Source organism: Nostoc sp. (assembly GCF_036917635.1).
Taxonomy (GTDB): Bacteria; Cyanobacteriota; Cyanobacteriia; order Cyanobacteriales; family Nostocaceae; genus Nostoc.
The window spans coordinates 1-19,863 of record NZ_JBALCW010000100.1 but is presented as its reverse complement, the minus strand read 5'-3'; the positions used below and the strand labels follow the sequence as shown (position 1 = coordinate 19,863).

General features: G+C 40.4%; 13 protein-coding genes. 9 read left to right on the top strand and 4 right to left on the bottom strand.

The features are described 5' to 3' along the window. Positions 1 to 46: 46 nt before the first annotated feature. From hepA to V7K32_RS24965, 8 genes are all read left to right on the top strand, one after another. Positions 47 to 1,888, top strand: coding sequence for a heterocyst formation ABC transporter subunit HepA (hepA, locus tag V7K32_RS25000; RefSeq protein ID WP_334997013.1), 1,842 nt, complete (start codon positions 47 to 49; stop codon positions 1,886 to 1,888). Between the two features lie 204 nt (positions 1,889 to 2,092). Next, positions 2,093 to 2,932 carry a hypothetical protein gene (locus tag V7K32_RS24995; RefSeq protein ID WP_334997011.1) on the top strand — a complete coding sequence of 280 codons (840 nt, stop codon included), beginning with the start codon at positions 2,093 to 2,095 and terminating at the stop codon, positions 2,930 to 2,932. Between the two features lie 68 nt (positions 2,933 to 3,000). Next, entirely contained in the window at positions 3,001 to 4,200 is a 1,200-nt protein-coding gene (locus V7K32_RS24990) for a glycosyltransferase family 4 protein (protein ID WP_334997009.1), read from the top strand. Positions 4,201 to 4,246: 46 nt separating this feature from the next. Next, positions 4,247 to 5,239, top strand: a complete 993-nt coding sequence (locus V7K32_RS24985) for a glycosyltransferase family 2 protein (protein ID WP_334997007.1) — start codon at positions 4,247 to 4,249, stop codon at positions 5,237 to 5,239. A gap of 134 nt (positions 5,240 to 5,373) precedes the next feature. Next, entirely contained in the window at positions 5,374 to 6,576 is a 1,203-nt protein-coding gene (locus V7K32_RS24980; RefSeq protein ID WP_334997005.1) for a glycosyltransferase family 4 protein, read from the top strand. Then, positions 6,494 to 7,453, top strand: coding sequence for a glycosyltransferase family 2 protein (locus tag V7K32_RS24975; protein ID WP_334997003.1), 960 nt, complete (start codon positions 6,494 to 6,496; stop codon positions 7,451 to 7,453). The genes V7K32_RS24980 and V7K32_RS24975 overlap by 83 nt, the downstream gene beginning before the upstream one ends. 182 nt (positions 7,454 to 7,635) lie before the next feature. Then, positions 7,636 to 9,072 carry an O-antigen ligase domain-containing protein gene (locus V7K32_RS24970; RefSeq protein ID WP_334997001.1) on the top strand — a complete coding sequence of 479 codons (1,437 nt, stop codon included), beginning with the start codon at positions 7,636 to 7,638 and terminating at the stop codon, positions 9,070 to 9,072. An 88-nt stretch (positions 9,073 to 9,160) separates the two neighbouring features. Continuing rightward, the gene (locus tag V7K32_RS24965) at positions 9,161 to 10,273 is read left to right on the top strand and encodes a glycosyltransferase family 4 protein (RefSeq protein ID WP_334996999.1); all 1,113 of its coding nucleotides are present in this window, start codon (positions 9,161 to 9,163) and stop codon (positions 10,271 to 10,273) included. A 352-nt stretch (positions 10,274 to 10,625) separates the two neighbouring features. Here the strand turns inward: V7K32_RS24965 and V7K32_RS24960 are convergent, their stop codons facing one another. Then, the gene (locus V7K32_RS24960; protein ID WP_334996997.1) at positions 10,626 to 11,630 is read right to left on the bottom strand and encodes an SDR family oxidoreductase; all 1,005 of its coding nucleotides are present in this window, start codon (positions 11,628 to 11,630) and stop codon (positions 10,626 to 10,628) included. A gap of 1,077 nt (positions 11,631 to 12,707) precedes the next feature. Then, on the bottom strand, positions 12,708 to 14,453 hold the full coding sequence (locus V7K32_RS24955) for a KAP family NTPase (protein ID WP_334996995.1): 1,746 nt from the start codon (positions 14,451 to 14,453) through the stop codon (positions 12,708 to 12,710). Positions 14,454 to 15,334: 881 nt separating this feature from the next. Here V7K32_RS24955 and V7K32_RS24950 point away from each other — a divergent pair. Next, positions 15,335 to 16,801 carry an MFS transporter gene (locus V7K32_RS24950; RefSeq protein WP_334996993.1) on the top strand — a complete coding sequence of 489 codons (1,467 nt, stop codon included), beginning with the start codon at positions 15,335 to 15,337 and terminating at the stop codon, positions 16,799 to 16,801. 328 nt (positions 16,802 to 17,129) lie between these two features. Here the strand turns inward: V7K32_RS24950 and V7K32_RS24945 are convergent, their stop codons facing one another. Continuing rightward, entirely contained in the window at positions 17,130 to 18,395 is a 1,266-nt protein-coding gene (locus V7K32_RS24945; RefSeq protein WP_334996991.1) for a carbamoylphosphate synthase large subunit, read from the bottom strand. A 252-nt stretch (positions 18,396 to 18,647) separates the two neighbouring features. After that, positions 18,648 to 19,520, bottom strand: a complete 873-nt coding sequence (locus tag V7K32_RS24940; RefSeq protein WP_334996989.1) for an isoaspartyl peptidase/L-asparaginase family protein — start codon at positions 19,518 to 19,520, stop codon at positions 18,648 to 18,650. Positions 19,521 to 19,863: the final 343 nt, after the last annotated feature.

The window sequence follows — 19,863 nt, the reverse complement described above, 5'->3', positions numbered from 1 at the left end:
AAGCACTATAGCGGTCTATCTACCTTGCCAAACTATTATAAAATCCATGCATTTCCAATTTCCTCAAAAACTTCGTAGTCTGCTTAAAGCTTCCAGCTTCTGGCAGGACAACTATTTGCTATTGCGAGAATTTAAGCACTTTCGCAAAATTGTAATTTTAGCTCTGATATTCTCAATTCTGGCGGCAACTTTTGAAGGTGTAAGTATTGGTTTTTTACTGACATTTTTGCAAAGCTTAACTAGTCCCGACGCTAAACCTGTCCAAACAGGAATAGAATGGTTTGATAATTTAGTATTGGGGGCAAATACATCGGCAATTAATCGTCTGTATCGGGTATCTTCGCTGATTTTATTAAGTACTTGGTTACGTGTTGCCTTCAATTACTTTGGACAAGTCTATACTGAATTATCTCAACTGCATTTTGGCGATCGCTTACGTAAGCAAATTTTTGAACAGTTACAATCCTTCTCGTTAAGTTACTTTGCCAAAACTCGTTCTGGTGAACTAATTAACACAATAACCACAGAAATTGAAAGAATAAGACAGGGTTTCAGTGGCGCAGCTTTTTTAATAACTAGGGGAATCACAACTTTTGTCTACTTAATATCAATGTTTTTGATATCATGGCAACTGACTGTAATTTCAGCATTACTATTTACACTTTTAGGTGTAGGTTTATCGAATCTGAATGCCAGGGTCAGAGAATCAAGTTTTGGCATGACAACTGCTAATGCTAATTTTACATCAACAGCCATAGAATTTATTAATGGCATTCGCACAGTTCATTCCTGTGGTACTCAAGAATTTGAGCGCCAGCGTTATTACAAAGCTAGCGATAAGGTAGTAAGTACTACGACTAAAGTTGTATTTACTTGGACACTTGTCAAGCCAATTGCCGAAGGGGTAGCTACTACGGTGTTGGTGGGAATGATTATTTTGGCATTTACTAGCCTGGTTAGTAATGGAACACTACAAGTTGCTTCTTTGCTAACATTTTTCTTTGTACTATTTCGCTTCATCCCGTTTGTTCAAGATATTAATGGTACGAGAGCATTCCTCAGTACTCTACATGGCTCGGCAGACAACATTAAAAACTTGCTCAAAAGTGATGATAAAAATTATTTTCAGGATGGAACACTTAAGTTTAATGCTTTAGAAAGAGCAATAAATTTAGTATCTGTGGATTTTGGCTACGATGACAAAAATATAGTGTTGCATAATGTTACCTTAACTATCGAAAAGGGGAAAATGACTGCATTAGTCGGAGCCTCTGGTGCTGGTAAAACAACTCTGGCTGATTTAATTCCTCGATTTTATAATGCTACAGAGGGAAATATTTATATCGATGAACTTGATATTGGGCTGTTTGAAATTAACTCTCTACGTCGTAAAATAGCTGTTGTCAGTCAAGATACTTTTATTTTCAATACTGATGTTTGGCAAAATATTGCTTACGGTACTCCCCAAGCAACTAATGAGCAAATTCAAGAAGCTGCTAAACTAGCGAACGCGCTGGAATTTATTTTAGAAATGCCCGAAGGTTTTAATACTCAATTGGGAGATCGGGGTGTTAGGTTATCTGGAGGACAAAGACAGCGAATTGCTATCGCCCGGGCGCTATTAAGGAACCCAGAAATTTTGATTTTGGATGAAGCAACTAGTGCCTTAGATTCTGTATCCGAGCGTTTAATCCAAGATTCATTAGAAAAGCTATCTGTTGGTAGAACAGTAATTGCGATCGCTCACCGTCTTTCTACTATTGCTAAAGCCGATAAAGTCGTAGTGTTAGAAGCAGGAAGAATAGTAGAACAGGGTAAATATCAAGAATTACTCGGACGGAAAGGTAAGCTTTGGGAATATCACCAGATGCAATACTATAATTCGTAATTCGTAATTCGTAATACTTCGGCTACGCTCAGTACAAGTTCGTAATTCGTAATTCGTAAATTAGGACTTACGCAAAAAACCTCTCAAACTCTTATTCCTCCGTGTCCTCTGCGTCCTCTGTGGTTCGATTTTCCGTTACCTGTGCGTAAGTCCTGCTAAATTACGAATTCCTTACTTAATTATTTATATAACGAGGAAAAATCAATGGTAAATATAGGCTACCACACTGCTAAAAGTCAGGGTAAATTTAATCGCTCCCTATATAAAGCAGCTCTTTCTGTGATTGTCAGCATCCCCATCAAACAAACTCGGCAAGTTCCGATAAGTGTCTATGCTTTATCATGTGAACGCGATTTACCAGAACAAGTAGCAAGTATTCGCTCATTCATTCGTCATGTAGGCATTCCAGATACATTCACTGTAGTTTCTGATGGCAGTTACACTGAGTCTAGTTGTAATTTACTCCGCCGCATCCATCCCTGTGTTAAGGTAATACTTTTACAAAACTTCTTAAGAACCGATTTACCTCAATGTGTTCTTGATTATGCCCAACTGCATCCAATGGGCAGAAAATTGTCGGCATTAATGTCAATTCCTGTTAATGGAACTACGATTTACACTGATTCAGATATTTTATTTTTCCCTGGCGGTATTGACTTAATTGATTTGAGTAAATCGGATGAAAAATCTTCTCTTTATCTACCTGATTGTTCTATGTCATTAGATGAGCGAATTATTTATGATGATTCTGAAAAATCAAATCCCGTAAATGGTGGATTTATATTATTTAGGCATGAATTTGACTGGAGTTTTGCTATCGAACGTTTAGCAAATCTTCAAAAAGCTCCTACTTATTTTACTGAACAAACAATTGTCCATTTGACAATGCACTACAATCATGGTGAGCCTTTATGCCCAAAAAAATATGTTCTTAATGTAGAAGACCAGTTCATTTATCCAGATAAATCTGCAAGTAAAAAAATTGCCCTCAGACATTATGTGAGTGATGTGAGACACAAATTCTGGTTTAACGCTGGCATATAAGTTGATGAATTTAAGCCTCTATTTAGATGAGGAATGCAATTAGTAATAACGTACAAAAATGGTGATTAATGCTTAACTCAATCAATGATGCCAAGCGAAATAATGAACAATTTTACAGGGATATTTTTGAAAAAGACCTGATTTATCAATGCTCCAATTTTGATGTAGGTGAGGGCGGAGGTGTTGAAACTTATTTAGCTTCTCTGTTTGAACATCGACCACCTGAAGTTAGCGATCGCGTGATAAAATCACTTAAGAATGTTGACCAAAGCCAGTTTAAGTTGCTGCACCTCCACAGCCCAGATTTACTTTTGCAGCTTACAGGCGAGTGTCCCACGGTTTTCAGCATTCATAATCACTCATTGTACTGTCCTAGCGGTACAAAGTATTTAGCAGGGCAGCGAACAATCTGCGATCGCAACTTCTCTTACTTAGGTTGTACCTGGGGTAAATTAGCAGATAAATGTGGTAGCCGTAGACCTTTAAAAACTCTTAAAGAACTTCAAATTACTCATCAATTATTAGATGTCTTAAAAAAGGTAAAAATTACTTTTGTTGCTAATAGCGAATACGTGCGTCAAGAGTTGATTAAAAACGGTGTAACCCCTGAGCAAATTGTAACGCTCCACTGTGGCATCTCTATACCACAAATAACAACCGCACCCCTGAGTGTAGATATCCACCAAAATCATAGAATTTTATTTGTTGGACGGATTGTTTCTGATAAAGGTCTGGAATGGTTACTCAAAACCTTAATACATACAAATCCGCAAATTAAACTTGATATCGCAGGTGAAGGCTGGGAACGACCACGGTTAGAAAGGTTAGCAAATACACTCGGATTAAGTAACCGGATTACTTGGCATGGTTGGTGCGATCGCAACACATTAAATAACCTTTACGAACAGTGTTTTGCAGTCATTTTTCCTAGCGTTTGGCCTGAACCTGCCGGTCTTGTAACTCTAGAAGCATACTCTCGTTATCGACCTGTAATTGGTAGTGCAGTAGGAGGAATTCCAGAACATTTGCAAGATGGAGAAACGGGTATTCTTGTTCCAGCTAATGATATCAAAAATCTGGCGGATGCTATTCATAATTTGTATGGAGATTATGAAAAAAGCCGAGAGATGGGCGAACAAGGTCATGCTTTATTAATGAAAGATTTCACAATGAATGCTCATGTAAATAATCTCAGAACAATTTATGCAAAAACAATAGCTGAATTTCATTCTACGAAAAAAGTATATAGTATTTCTCAAGGGAAATAAGCTTAATTTGATAAAATTTTACCTATGAAATATAAAGGAAAAAACTATGTCATTGTCTGAAGAATGTCAACAGCCTTTAGTTAGTGTCATTATCCCCACCTATAATAGACCAGAGTATCTCAAGCAAGCGATCGCTAGTGCTATAAAACAAACTTATCAAAATATTGAAATTATTGTTTCTGATAATTGTAGTCTAGAAAATCCTCAAGCACTTGTCGCATCTTTTGGGGATTCACGCATCAGATTTTGGCGACATCAGCAAAATGTGGGGATGATTGCTAATCAGCAACATGGCTTCAAGATGGCGCGAGGTAAATATGTCGCTAGCCTCCATGATGATGATATCTGGAATGAAGATTTTTTAGCAAAGCTAGTACCACATCTAGAAGCAAATTCTGAGTTAATTCTCGCTTTTTGCGATCAATATATCATAGATGCTAACAGCATAATTAATCATGCTGGAACTGAAGAAAATACACGAGGTTATAAGCGAGACAAACTAGCAAAAGGAATTCATCAACCTTTTTATAAAATTGGCTTGGTAGATAAAAGCATACCTACTGCTGCATCTTGTGTGATTCGTAATATTATCGATTGGGATAGTATGCCCTCAGAAGCTGGCGGAATGTGGGATTTATATTTAACTTATCTCTGTTGTATATCTGGTTATGGCGCTTACTACTATCCAGAAAGACTAACGCGATATCGTACCCATGAGCAAACTGATACTATGCTTAGTGGTAGTCGAGATGTACAGGCAAAAATCCGCAAAGCTAAAAGCGAAATGTTTTGTTATCAAGTGTTTATGGAAGATGTTCGTTTACAGCAATTTAAGGCTTACTTTCAACAAAAATGGTTAGAAGCTAATACTACTTTAGGAATTGGTTTGCTACGAAGTGAACAGATAGCAGCAGCACGTCCTTATTTTTGGCAAGTGTTGAATAAACAAAAATTTGATTTGCGAACGATAGCGGCACTTACTTTAAGTTTTACTCCGCGAATTTTGGCAAATAAGTTAATAGAAATTTCTAAATACTAGAGGAATAGTGTCTGAATTGTATATTTTTTTAACGAACCGCAAAGGACGCAAAGAAAAAGAAAGAAGCCTTATCTAAATCTAAAATTGTTTCTTTGTGGCTCTATTTGAGGTTTTATCATTAAGCAAGGTAGTGTATGAAACTTTGTATTGTTACTCATAAAATCAAAAAAGGTGATGGTCAGGGGCGGGTAAATTATGAGGTTGCTAATGAAGCAATTTGTCGTGGTCATCAATTGACATTATTGGCTAGTGAAGTTGCACCAGAACTAGAAGATAATAGTCAAGTTAATTGGATTAAAATTCCAGTCAAAGGCTATCCGACAGAATTTGTGCGGAATTTCATATTTGCCCAAAAAAGTGCAGATTGGTTACGTCAACATCGCTCTGAGATTGATTTAGTTAAAGTCAATGGAGCAATTAATCTGGCTGCGGCTGATGTAAATGCTGTACATTTTGTTCACAGTTCATGGTTGCGATCGCCTGTTCATATTTCCCGCAACCGCCGAGATTTGTATGGTTTCTATCAATGGCTGTTTACGGCTTTTAATGCCCGTTGGGAAAAGCAAGCTTTCCAAAAAGCGCAGGTTGTGGTGGCTGTATCGGAAAAGGTAGCGCAGGAATTAGTTAATATTGGTGTGCCGCGTTCTCGTATTCGCGTAATTGTCAATGGCGTTGACTTAGAAGAGTTTGCCCCTGGCCCAAGCAATCGTCAAAAATTAGGTTTACCAGAGAATGTTACCCTAGCATTGTTCGCCGGAGATATCCGCACACCCAGAAAGAACTTAGATACAGTGCTGCACGCTTTGGCGAAAGTTCCCGATTTACATTTGGCGGTGGTGGGACACACCCAAGGTAGCCCTTTCTTAGAATTAGCAGCATCTTTAGGGTTAAGCGATCGCGTGCATTTTGTGGGATTTCGCCGTGATATCCCCCAAATTATGCAAGCAGTAGATTTATTTGTTTTTCCTTCCCGATACGAAGCTTGCAGCCTCGTATTGTTAGAAGCACTTTCTTCAGGACTACCAGTAATTACTGCCACAGCCACCGGGGGCGGTGAGTTGGTGACACCAGAATGTGGCATCGTCTTACCCGACTCAGATGATATTGATGCTTTGGCTGTGGCGTTGATGTCTTTAGTGAGCGATATCCAGTTGATACAGCAAATGGGCAAAGCAGCTCGTTCTGTGGCAGAAAAACATAGCTGGACTACTATGGCACAAACTTATGTGGATCTATTCGAGGAGTTAAGCAAAAATGCGGAACACCGTTCTGATACCGACTTATCGCCGTCCACAAGACCTATCACGCTGCCTTTTGGCGCTACAGGAGCAAACTAAACCCGTTGCTCAGGTGATAGTTGTTGTCCGTGACACCGATGCAGAGACTTGGGAATTTCTCGCCCAATTCAAAGCGCACAACTTGCCATTGCATACCGTGAAAGTGACACAACCGGGGGTAGTCGCAGCCCTCAACGCCGGACTAGCAGCAGTGGAGGGTGATATTGTTTCCATTACTGATGATGATGCTGCACCTCACCCAGATTGGTTAGAGCGCATCGCCGCTTACTTTACCTGTGATAGTCGTCTCGGCGGCCTTGGCGGGCGTGATTGGATATACCACGGTAGTAAATTAGAAGACGAATCCCGCCCAGTAGTGGGACAGTTGCAGTGGTTTGGGCGAGTGATTGGCAACCATCACCTGGGAGTAGGAGAACCCCGCGAAGTCGATATTCTCAAAGGCGTAAACATGAGTTTTCGTAAAGAGGCGATCGGACAAATGCGCTTTGACGAGCAAATGCGTGGTACAGGAGCGCAGGTACATTTTGAAATGGCATTTACTCTGACATTAAAACGGGCTGGTTGGAAGATAATTTACGACCCTAATGTTGCTGTAGATCATTATCCAGCAAAACGTTTTGATGAAGATCAGCGAAATAACTTTAATGAAATTGCCTTTATTAATTTAGTCCATAATGAAACCTTAATTTTACTAGAGCATTTGCCATTTATCCGCCGGATTATATTTTTATTCTGGGCAGTATTCGTGGGTACATGCGATAGTTTTGGTTTAGTGCAATGGCTGAGATTTTTACCTAGTCAAGGGCAGTTAGCGGGCAAAAAATTACTTGCATCCTGGCGGGGACGTTGGCAAGGATATAAACAATTCGTAATTCGTAATAGAGCCTCCGGGACGCTCCGCGAACGTAATTCGTAATGAATTCAATTTATTCTTAACTCTAGTGGTCTGTCCCATTAATTCTGATAAATGAATAAAATTTAAATTTCTTTCCTTCTTTCTTCGCGCTCTTTGCGTCCTTTGCGGTTCGTTCTCTTATCCCTCAAATTTAATGAGACAGACCACTAGTGACCATTGGTAAATCTAAAATCTAAAATTGAATGAATTCTAGACAGATACTTTTCAATAGTTTTTTAGAAGAAAGCTATTCTCCTGAGGAGCGATCGCAACAGGGTTGGATGGCGATCGCAGGCTTTATATTACTGACTGTAGTTTGCTATTTTGCTGGTGCTACTGCTGCATTGCGCCTAATTTACCCGGTAACAGCTTTAATAGTAGCCGTGTTTTTATACTTGCGGCATCCCATTCTCTACATCAGCTTTACCTGGTGGATCTGGTTCCTCACACCTTTAGCTACCCGCTTGGTTGACTATCGGGTGGGCTGGGACGCTACCCGTCAGATGCTCATAGCACCTTATTTGGTAGTATTTGTCACCATAGCAACATTTTTACGACACTTTCCCCGCGCCTCACGTCAAGGGGGCTTACCGTTTGTTTTAGCTTTTATCGGAGTCTTCTATGGCTTTCTAATCGGTCTGATTTATAACCCACCAATCCCCGTAGCCCGTGGGCTGATGGATTGGCTCAGTCCGATCATTTTCGCTTTTCACTTATTTATCAACTGGCGAGATTATCCCAGCTATCGCCAGAACTTTCAGCGAACATTCCTTTGGTGTGTGTTGATTTTAGGAGCTTATGGTGTATATCAATTCGTCGTGGCTCCTGAGTGGGATAAGTACTGGCTTATCCAATCAAAACTATTCATGAGTTCTGGAAACCCTGTACCTTTCGGGATGCGCGTCTGGAGTACATTGCACTCAGTCGGTCCCTTTGGTTCGGTTATGCAAGCTGGGTTGTTGTTGTTATTTACCAGTTCAGGAAACTTAATTTTTCCTGCTTCAGTTGTTGGTTACTTGTCCTTCTTGCTGACACAAGCACGTACTAATTGGGGAGGCTGGTTATTAGGAATAATTATGATCGTGGGTTCAGTCAAAGCCAAAATTCAAATGCGCTTAATCACCATAATTGTAGTGATGGCAATTTGTGTTGTGCCATTGACAACCATCCAGCCAATTGCAGGGGTTGTAGCAGCCCGTTTACAAACTTTTTCTAATCTTGAAGAAGATAACAGTTTTAAAGATAGATCGGGAAGTTATGATAAAAACCTTGGTTTAGCCCTTTCTAACGGGTTAGGCAACGGGTTAGGAAATATTTGGAAAGTTAATGAAAAAACTGGACAAATTGAAGTCGTGGTAATTGATAGTGGCATTTTAGATATGTTTTTCACCCTTGGTTGGTTTGGAGCTATTTTTTATATGGGTGGATTAATTTTTTTAATTATTAGTGTCAGCAGTTATGGAGAAGGTCGTTTCGATAGTTTTATCAGTGCTGCCCGCGCTATTGGTATCAGTTCTTCTACACAGCTAATTATTGGTAGCGGCATGTTAAGTGTTGCAGGGATGATTCTTTGGGGATTTTTAGCTATGGCTATGGCAGGACATAAGTATTATCAACATCAAAAGAATTATGAATTATGAATTAATCCGAAAATATTTAACTGGATGCAAATTATTTATTGTGGTTAGTTAAACAACAAAATCTTACAACTTAAATAGGACTGATATTATGAAAGCAATTATTGTAATGCCACTAGCCGAGCAACGAGGTGGCGGTGAAATGATGCTTTGGGATTTGGTGCAACAAGGACGTAATGCTGGTGTTGAGTGGCTGGTGATATTTTTAGAAGACGGCCCAATGGTCGAACAAGTAAAATCCCTTGGTATTGATGCGCGAGTCGTGGAAAGTGGACGTTTACGCCAAATCCACCGTTTTATTGCTGCCGTTTTTCGGATAGCTGCGCTCGCCCGCCGCGAACGTGCAGATATAATTGTCAATTGGATGTGGATCACGCATATATCTGGAGGTTTGGCAGCGATGCTGGCAGGGTTACCTGCTGTATGGTATCAGCTAGAAGTACCTAGTGACAAAACTTGGTTAGTACGAATTGCTACTTTAATCCCAGCCCGGGCAATTATCACCCTCTCCCAAGATGGCAAGCAAGCACAGGCAGAGATTTGGCCTCACAGACCAACACCTTTAGTTTATCCTGGTGTCGCATTAGACCGATTTGAGCCTAATGCTTTGCCGTCTCCAGAAGAAGCACGGCGAAAGTTGGGCTTACCTTTACACGGGCCGTTAATTGGAATTGTTGGGCGATTGCAACGATGGAAGGGAATGCACGTACTGGTGCAAGCGATGCCTAAAATTTTACAGAAATATCCTGATGCTCATTGTGTGGTGGTTGGCGGTAAGCACGATTTAGAACCAGATTATCAGGATTTCTTAAAAGCAGAAATCGCCACATTGGGCTTGAAAGAGCAAGTAATTATGGCTGGGCTACAGCGTAATATCCCGGAGTGGGTGCAGGCGATGGATGTATTCGTTCATGCATCAGATAAAGAGCCGTTTGGGATTGTGATTATTGAGGCGATGGCGCTGGGTAAACCTGTGATTGCTGGTGATGCAGGCGGCCCGACGGAGATTATTACCGATGGCATGAATGGATTATTAACACCTTACGGCGATGCAGAGAAATTAGCGATCGCAATTCTCCGCTATCTTGACGAGCAAGAATTTGCCCAAAGTGCCGGAATAGCTGCAAGACTTCGCGCCCTCGATTTCTCAACCCAGAATTATGCTCAAAATTTTATTAGTGTACTTCGTTCTGCTAAGGCTTGATCCTGCGATTTCTCGGCTACGGTGTAAGTAAGTGGGCGCAAATAATCATCACTGGCTCGTAGTTGCGCTAAAGCGCAAGAGGGCGCAACTACGAGCCAAATACAGAGATTTTACTTTTCGTTACATAGTTTGGTTTTATCTTGCCTACCTACTTACACAAGTCATCTGTTTATCTATTTAAAACCTCAAAAAGTCCTGACGGACATCCCTCTCCTTACTAAGGAGAGGGACAGGTTTTACGTAGTAAAACCAGGGTGAGGTTTCTTTGGGCTATTCGATAAACTGTAAATTTCCTCAACAGAGACTTGTGTGTACACAGTAGCCTTTTTAAAAGGAGTTACTGCATTTATCCTTAATCTTTGAATACTTGAGCTACTAGCAAAGCTAATGCTGCTGGAAGGGCGATCGCACCCCACTGGAGAAGCGGATTTTTATCTAGCCAGTCGGAAACACTAGGTATAACTAAGTTACCAAAATCTCCGTTAACTCTTTCGTCTTCAGCAACAGGTTGGTAAAAATTATTTGACGCATCTTCAGATTTCGGCTCGGAAGTATGTTGTAAATTGAAGCCGACGAGCAGTAACACTGAATCTACTAATGATGGTGAGACGCGCTGTACCAAATCTAATATTTTAGCTACATCTCCAACCAAGAAGTCACGAGTTGGATGTTCGGCTGTATAGAGGATAGCATCAGCTACAAGTTTAGGCTCATAATAAGGTGGTATGCCGGTAGGCTTTACGCCTAATTTCGTCAAGCCATTATTCCAGAAGGGGGTATTAATCACTGCTGGCTTTACACTTGTGACACTGATAGGCCATTTTTCATGTTGCAACTCAACGCGCATCGCTTCGATAAAGCCCTCAACCCCGTGCTTGGCTGCCGAGTAAGCACTTTGGTAGGGTAGCGATCGCCTACCTTCCATTGAAGATACATGGATCAATGCTCCCCTTCCCTCACGCTTCAGATGGGGTAAGGCCGCCATTGCACCATACACCTGTCCCATCAGATCGACATCAATAACATGCTTAAACTCTTCTGGTGTTGTATTGTCGAAAGTGGCAAAGATGCCGATAGCGGGGACATGTACCCATGTATCAAGTCGCCCGTAAACTTCTACAGTTTTATCTGCGATCGCCTTAACTTGCTCAAATACTTCTACATCAGCTACGCAATAAGTTGCCTCGCCGCCAAAGCCGCGAATCTCTTCCACTAAAGACTTTAGCTTTGACTCACCACGAGCCGAAACTACCACTTTTGCCCCGCCTCTAGCAAACTCAATAGCTGTAATCCGTCCGATACCACTGGAAGCTCCAACAACCGAAACAACCTGCTGATTAATTGGCTTTAATTGCATAAATGTTACTCCTTAAAAAAATAGGGATTCGGGATTAAGTAGGTAGGCGTAATTAAATATCTATATCAAACCTCACCCTGCCTCCGGCCGACCCCGACAATAATAAGGAGAGGGATTGAGGGTGAGGTTTTATATTTAATTTGACCCACTTACTTAATACAATTGTTTCCTAATCCCTTGTCACAGATGACAAGCAAGAAACTGGTTTAACGCATCGGTCAATAACTACTGGAAACAAATCTGCTAAGACACCTCCAAATCTACCAAGTGGGGTGTATAGTGCTGAGACAATATAAGCTTCTTCCATACATACTTATTATTACTTTAGGGAATTTTAAATCAATTATTTCTAGCTTCTGTAATGAACTGTTTTTGCTTGAATAATTCATTTAGCAATAGCAAGCGTAATTTTAGTTAAACTAAAAACAAAATTAATTCCATTAATATTACTTTACAATAAAGTTTTTAGCAATAAATCCTTCTTTAGAAGTAAACAAAATTTTCTCTAAAAAAATTTCTTCTTAACCCACTGTTACTACATTAGGGACTGACAAATAAAAAAATGTTCCAAAACTGACGCAAAAACTCTCTCTATTTCTTCTCTCTGCGTTCTCTGTGGCTTTGTGGTTCGTTTATTGTAGGACTTACGCAAAATCAGGATAAAACGAACCGCAAAGGACACAAAGGAATAAAAGTTTTAGAGGGTTCTTGCGTAAGTCCTGTATTGGAATAATTTATTTCTTGGAAGTCCCTTAGACCTCTTGCATAAATCAAAAATAAAGAACCCCACCCCGCATTTGAGTAAACTTACGCTCCCCTCCCCAAAATATCGGGGAGGGGTTGGGGGTAGAGTATTATACCGTTTCTTTGTGAAGCTGCGCCAAATTTCCTTTACTTCTTATTTCTTTCTTTGTGCCTTTTGCGTCCTTTGCGGTTCGTTCCTCATATAGTTCGGCGCACCTTCATGCAGAACTGGTATTAGGGACTTTTGCAACAGGTCTGGCTCAGATCCCCGACTTATTGAAGAAGTCGGGGATCTTTTTGTTCATATTATTTATAGCTACTATCAGTTTTTACCTATATTTGGGTAGTCATTTCTTCTAGTTCTTTGAGGTGCTGTGCGTTCACAAGCCATGTTTCTTCATAATTAGATTTATCTGCACTATATTGACTTTGTTGTTCTTTTAGTATTGCAATTTCATGATTAATTATTGCTAATGCTTTCCCTTGGGTAATTACTTTTTTTAGCAACTCAAACCGTGATATTTCATTAATTTGATGTAAGAGTTGTGAGATACAACGACTAATGATAACTTCATTGCCAAAAGCAAGAATGCTATTAGAATCATCATCTTGAGATAATAATTGTTCGCTTACATCAAACAAAGCTTCTACAACTGAAGGGATATAATTCACAGGAATTTCTTTAGTGGAGTTTTCTAGCTGTTCTAAAAACACCCTAGCTTGCGTTGTGCCGTTTGGAAGTTTTTGTTTAGCAAGTTCTATCAGATAACTTCTAAATTTCTCTGTATTTTCAACCAAACCAAGGATAATTTTTATCTGAATATTAGATAATTCACCTACTGACAATGACAGACGAAAGTAAATAGGAAATATTTCTAAACTACACACACGTAGCTGTTCGTGCCATTCCAATTGCTTTTCATCTAGATAAGTATTACCCAAAATGAATTTTAACTTAGGAAAAAGGTGCATCAACAGGTTTTTAACGGCCTGCTTGTCCTCATCTCGCAGTTGAGCAATCCAGGTATTCAGAAGATTTTTGAGTTCGTCTATTGAAAGGTTTACCTTTCCTACAAAAATATGAGGATTCTGATGAATTATACTATATATCTTTGGGCAAAAGACTCGCAAAGACTCAATAGCAATGAAATCAACAGGGTTTACTTCATTTTTTACTGCTGGATACGTTACTGTTAAAGTGTTAACCAAACGAACAATATCGCCGATGTTAGTAATAAAGTGATCTATTCCTTGAAAATAAATATCACCCCAGCGAGTTTGGTTGATTTTTGGTTTTGGAGTTTCCGCAAATATCCGATCGAGCTTTGCAAAAAGTAGCCTGCGAAGTGAGGTTTTATCAGGAATAGGTAACTCAAAACTAACTTGAATAATTTTTTCTAAGTATGCTTCTCCAGATATTTCTTTAGTATCTGCAATTTTTTTTATGACAATTTCTTTATCAAAACCTAGTAGATAGACAAGATTAGTAAAATTTCGCATTGCTTTGAAAATACGAAATAACTGTTTGATATCTTCAGCAGCTAACCGATCAATATCGTCAATTGTTATAACTATTCGCCGTTGCTGCTGTACTAGCGTGTCTTCTACTTCTTCTTTTAATTCGGCAGCTTCTTTGTCCTTATCGTCCAATAATGCTGCTAATGCCTTACCAGTTTGAGCATAAGGTAGAGGAATGTCTGAAATAATGGCGGCAAAATCAGCTACTCTCTCCCTCAAACCTTTTGGGACAGATGACTCTTGGCTTAAAACGTTTTTTAATTGGTCAAAAAAACGCCTTGTGATATTTTCGTGTCCAGACAATAACCAGGGATTAAAAGGAACGATGATTGGTTTCTCCTCGTCTGGCTTTTGCTGAAGATAGTGAACTACAAAGTTTAATAATGTAGATTTGCCAGAGTTCCAACAACCGTAAACTGCAATAACGAAACCTTCAGGATAGGTCATTTTGCAAATACTGTCCGCTAGATAGTTGGCAAAGTTCGCATGTCCTAGTAAGTCTTTTTCGGGATCAACTAAGGAGCTATCTGCTGATATATCGTTAATTTCTGTCTGTGCCATAAGTTTTTTACTCATGTTGCGATCGCCTCCGGCGGGGCATAGCCCATCGTTGCACATTCCGTAGGATGAGCAATGATACCTCACGATAGAAATTTCCAGTGAATAATTTTCTCAAGGCTTATGCAATTGGTTACATATTAGTTATTTAGCATCGCCCTGATTAGCAGGTTAAATAGACAAACAGCGTCGGAGAGGAAATTCTATCTCCATGTCATCTAGTAAAATTACTCAAAGAACTCTAACTTAAACGCCAATCCTAACTATTGGTTATATAAATTTAGCATTATTTATGTCTGTGTGTACTAGTGCCAGCTAAATTTTAAGACTCCTCTGCAAAAGTATTAATTCTTAAGAGTGAATTTGGCAAATATAGATTATTTTTTTGTCACAAAATATTATTTAACTGCTAAAAATATATATATAAGGAAGCTTTTAGCAAAATATCTATACATAAAATTAAATTTATGTCAATAAATTGGCTTTTTTGATTAGAAGCTCAACCCCAGCTATATGATGCCTGTTTTTTCTGCAAAACCAGCCTATAGCCAATACTTACTATGAACTAGGGTAGGGCGCGTTTTTAAAGTCTTAGATTCCCCCAACCCCCCGATAAATTGGGGGACTTTAAAAGACTCCGATGAAGCCTTTTTAAGCAGAGCCAGTCCTATCTTGCGGTTTCCCCAGCAAGTGGGGTGGATTTAGGGGCATCTAAAAATTTAGCAGGCTAAACGAACGAGTAGTTTGAAAACACACTCTAGTCTTTTGCCCAAGCAAGAGATTGCAATGCGTTAAAGCTTATTGATGAAACATTATATAAGTTTTACTAATTATAGCTAATAGTAGCTATAACAATTTAACTCTTCAAATATTGATTAGATAACATGGTTCAGCCCCAAGAAGATGAAATTTCAGTAGAGGCTAGGTCTCTTTTATCTGTCCCCATTCATGAAGTCTCAGAGCATAGGGCATTAACGGAAAAGGTGCTTTTTCCAACTCCGAAACTGTTTTTGAAAATTTCTAAGCTAGAAATTCGCAAAAGCCTTAAAGCGCTAACTTATGAGAGTGTCTTTGCTACGCTTTTTTATAGTGTCATCGGCGGGGCGTTGCTCAGTAATTTCTTGCTAGAGTTAGGGGCTGGTCCAGTACAAATTGGTCTACTGGCCGCTATCCCTCAGATTGTGAATCTGCTACAACCTCTGGGAGCGTATTTGGTGAACCGAACTACCAGCTTTCGCTGGTATTTCCTGTCTATTTTCATTCCATCCCGGTTGGTGTGGTTGATTCTTTTGCCAGCGATTGTCTTGGTTAGTTCATCTGATATCGCTGGATACCAAGTAGTGCAGTTGACATTGGCAATTCTCTTACTAAGTAATATCATTGAAGCTTTCGGTCGTGCGCCTTGGCTTGGGTGGTCTGCTGTATTAGTACCTGAGCGTTTGCGGGGGCGATATTTCGGTTTTCGCAATAGCATTCTCGGCTTGACTAACCTTATTGCTGTGCCGTTGCTAGGTTTAGCAGTATCGGTTTGGCCTGGTGGAACAGTTCAAGGCTATGGTGCAGTGTTGGTTTTAGGAATTTTGCTGGGATTAATCAGTCAAATGTGTCAATTCTGGATGACCGATGTAAATCCACAACTTTTAAAAGCCCCAGGTTCAGACACATCTCAAACGCAGTCTCAGGGTATAGATTTTAGCTTTCTCAAAGATGCTAATTTTTGCAAGTTTGTACTTTACCTGAGCATCTGGTGCTTTGCTGTTAACATTAGCGCTCCCTTTTTTAACCTCTATATGCTGGATAACCTGGATATAGATATTAGTGTGGTAACGATTTATCACGGTTTAGGAACTGGTGCGAACATGTTGATACTGCTTTTGTGGGGGAAACTGGCCGACCGAATTGGGAATCGTCCGCTACTGCTATTAGTGGGAGTTTTGGTGGCGGTGACACCTCTGCTGTGGCTAGGAGTTGGAAGCGATCAAATTTCTTTTTGGATCTGGTTACCCTTGTTGCATATACTAGCTGGCGGGACGTGGGCGGCAATTGATTTGTGTACCAACAATATGATGATGGGAATATCACCCGTGCGTTATCAATCTGCTTACTTTGCGATCGCAGGTGCGATCGCTGGTATAACTGGAGCAATGGGTATCAGTGTTGGCAGCTTTCTAGCAACTCTGCCTGGTGCTGCGGGTTTGCTGGGGCTGTTTGTTCTCTCAGGCTTATTACGAATGGCTGCACTTGTGTCTTTGGCTTTTGTTGAAGAGCCGCGCTCAGTACCAATGAGTCAGCTAATGCGAGTTTTGTTTCCCATCAAGCAGTCATCTAATTTGATTGAAGTTGAGGAATAAGTTTTTAACTATTAAGTAAGTGGGTCAAATTAAATATAAAACCTCACCCTCAATCCGGCTTCCCCCGACAATAGTAAGGAGAGGGATTGAGGCTGATATCAACTTCGCATAATTAGTTATGATTCCCCACACTCATTGTACCCCACCCCTTAATCCCCTCCCGAAAAGCGGGGAGGGGAGATAAAGCGCAGCTTTGGCTCTTTGGGGAACTCCTGGTTTAATAAGCAATCAAGCGAACATGATATGAGGTTTGATCTTATATTTAATTATGCCTACCTACTTAATAGGGGCAGGGGTTACCTTTCCCTTGCCTCAATAGTGGTGCTGTTTAAGGAAGCCATTGTAATCCCTTATCCTGTAATTTACGCTCGATATACTGCATTTCTTGGATATTTTCTCCAGTAACGATCGCATAAATATCTGTGTTGATTTTTCCGTATTTAATTTTCTCTAAAGCCGACAGAATGATTAAATCTTTGCGTTCTAGTTCTGGTTTTAAGGCGACTAAAATTGAATCCAGCGTACCTTCCATGCGATAATCACTGGAATATTTAGCTACTTCCTTTCCCAATCCCACTAGGGTATTACGTTGCAAGCACAACGGAGTCGAGCCATTGACTCGGAAATTGGCATCTATGGCATAAAATTGTCCGTCTTGGTCTTCCAGCACATCAAAGCCAATCACGCCGAAATAACCCTGTTTGTGAGCATATTGACCAAGGTTGCCAATCATTTCAAAGAACTTGCTCATGTCAGTGTTGCGGTAGTCAATCAGTCCGCCTAAATAGTTGCCTTCTGGAGTGACGAGTTGGGTGGTAGTGCCGATGAGGGTTATTTCTCCTAGTTTGTTGACATAGAACTGTACGCAGTAATTCTGTACTTCATTTTTGACGAACTCCGAGACAATAATCGTATCGAGCAACTTAATATCAAGATATTTCCTAATTTCTTGAAGGCAGTAGTTCAAATCGCTGGGACTTTTGATGATATAAGTGCCTTCTCCTGAGAGTCCGTGGGAGGTTTTAATTAAATATGGAAATTGTGGTAATTGAATGTCTTCAATATTTACTTGGTGCAGATTGTAGCTCTTGTATTTCGGACATTGCACCCCCAATTCGGCTAGGGTTACTTTGCTGAGTAAGCGGTAATGTGTGTCTGGATCAACAGCGTGTTTTTCTCTTTTGAGGTGATCAAAGGGAAATAGAGTGATGAGTTTGTCAAAGCGTTCGCTGTGGCTGAGGTCATCTAGATAACTTGAGCAATCCATCATCGACTGATTGGAGTGGCTGCCGAAATGCTCTTGCCAGTAGTCAATTAGCGACTTTGGCGGTGGTATAATCACAATTCCTGGAATGCGATCGCCTAATACAGCCAGATTTTTCCAAGGTTCCTTCTGACAAATCTTGTCGAAGGAGGTTTTGGTGGCTTCACTACTACCATCTTGAATAAAATATTTTTTCCTATTGGGATAAGCAGCCCAACTCGCAGTTGCAGGGTAATTTAAAATAAACCCATAAGAGGCATCTGTAATATCTTGAGCAAACAGATCACAAAGAGTACTACCTTGAAAATAATGAAAGTCGTATTTTGACATCTACTCCTCCGCTAAACCGCATCCTTTTGTGGATGCGGTTGTTTATATTAAATAAGTTTCTGGATTTCCAAATAATATGATGTCCGGGCAATTAAGCATAATACCCCCAACCCCACCCCGCCAAAGCTACGGTTTAGCTCCCCTAAGAGCCTGCTCTTAGGGGTTGGGGGTGGGGTTCTTTATTTTTGATTTATGCAAGAGGTCTATTAATTACGCATTACCTTAGCGTAGCCCATTACGAATTGGTATGAGTTATTTCTTGGTAAAGACAGCCACCTTGTCTTGTCCTTCGGTCATATAAGCGCAAGCCATGTGTGATGAGTTATACGCCCAGCCAATGCGTCCTTGACGGTCTATGAGGATGCACCCAGCTTCACCTTTAACCTTAGAAACCAAAGCGTCAATTGCCATCTGTGCTGCTTCCTCTGGGTGTCTGTCTCCACTCAAAAAATCGATCGCAGTTTTAGCCAAAACTACGGGAATAATCGACTCGCCATCACCTGTTGTTGAGCAACCGCCGATTTTATTATCAGCGTACAAGCCACAGCCAACAAGCGCGGTGTCACCGACGCGGCCTTGTTGCTGCTTCGTAGTACCACCAGTTGAAGTGCCAGCAGCTAGGATGCCGCTAGCATCCAAAGCCACACAACCTACAGTATTGGGACGATCTACAACTTCTTGATCCTCCTTCCATTCCTGCCACTGTTCATCAGCTATCAAGTCATCTTTTTTACACATTTCGGCTCCGCAGTCGGCGGCAAAGCGTTCTGCACCCCGCGCTACTAGCAACCTGGGTTTTTCATCCATAATCTTCCGTGCAACCGAGATTGGATGGCGTATACCCTGAACTGCTGCAACTGCTCCCCAACTTAATGAGCCTTCCATGATAGCCGCGTCTAACTCCACCTCTCCGTCGCTGTTGAGAGTTGCGCCCAGACTGGCGTTAAATGTCTGGTCAGCTTCCAAAACACGGATAGCTGCTTCAACAGCTTCTGCGGCACTACCTCCACTGATTAGCACAGCCCAACCAGCTTGTGCTGCTGCTGTACAGCCTGCCTTGTTGGCTGCAACTTTGTCGTCTGTGATGGTTTTTGCTCCACCGTGAACAATGATTGTCGGTGTCATATAATTTCTTCTTGTTACTATGAATTTTGTGGGACTGCGATTGCTTTAACTCTTTCGTCAATTAATTGCAGCGATCGCATTTTTAAAGTCTCTTTTTAGCTATCTCTCCTATATTTTGCCTTCTGAAATTTTAATTAACTCTATCAAACGAAATAAGCAAATTAGTTTATTTTTTTCCTAAAACAATGCTAATTATAAATTATTGATTACATATAGAACTTATAAAGCAATAAGCATGAATATTTAGATCAGGACTTACGCAACTGGCACAGGGCGATCGCAAAACAATAGTACAAATGTATTAAGGCAAAGGAGATATCTTTCATTTTTCATTAGCTCCTAT

Excerpts from the sequence above, each read along its gene's own strand:
- hepA (WP_334997013.1), top strand. The coding sequence starts at position 47 with ATGCATTTCCAATTTCCTCAAAAACTTCGTAGTCTGCTTAAAGCTTCC.
- V7K32_RS24995 (WP_334997011.1), top strand. The coding sequence starts at position 2,093 with ATGGTAAATATAGGCTACCACACTGCTAAAAGTCAGGGTAAATTTAAT.
- V7K32_RS24990 (WP_334997009.1), top strand. The coding sequence starts at position 3,001 with ATGCTTAACTCAATCAATGATGCCAAGCGAAATAATGAACAATTTTAC.
- V7K32_RS24985 (WP_334997007.1), top strand. The coding sequence starts at position 4,247 with ATGTCATTGTCTGAAGAATGTCAACAGCCTTTAGTTAGTGTCATTATC.
- V7K32_RS24980 (WP_334997005.1), top strand. The coding sequence starts at position 5,374 with ATGAAACTTTGTATTGTTACTCATAAAATCAAAAAAGGTGATGGTCAG.
- V7K32_RS24975 (WP_334997003.1), top strand. The coding sequence starts at position 6,494 with ATGCGGAACACCGTTCTGATACCGACTTATCGCCGTCCACAAGACCTA.
- V7K32_RS24970 (WP_334997001.1), top strand. The coding sequence starts at position 7,636 with ATGAATTCTAGACAGATACTTTTCAATAGTTTTTTAGAAGAAAGCTAT.
- V7K32_RS24965 (WP_334996999.1), top strand. The coding sequence starts at position 9,161 with ATGAAAGCAATTATTGTAATGCCACTAGCCGAGCAACGAGGTGGCGGT.
- V7K32_RS24960 (WP_334996997.1), bottom strand. The coding sequence starts at position 11,630 with ATGCAATTAAAGCCAATTAATCAGCAGGTTGTTTCGGTTGTTGGAGCT.
- V7K32_RS24955 (WP_334996995.1), bottom strand. The coding sequence starts at position 14,453 with ATGGCACAGACAGAAATTAACGATATATCAGCAGATAGCTCCTTAGTT.
- V7K32_RS24950 (WP_334996993.1), top strand. The coding sequence starts at position 15,335 with ATGGTTCAGCCCCAAGAAGATGAAATTTCAGTAGAGGCTAGGTCTCTT.
- V7K32_RS24945 (WP_334996991.1), bottom strand. The coding sequence starts at position 18,395 with ATGTCAAAATACGACTTTCATTATTTTCAAGGTAGTACTCTTTGTGAT.
- V7K32_RS24940 (WP_334996989.1), bottom strand. The coding sequence starts at position 19,520 with ATGACACCGACAATCATTGTTCACGGTGGAGCAAAAACCATCACAGAC.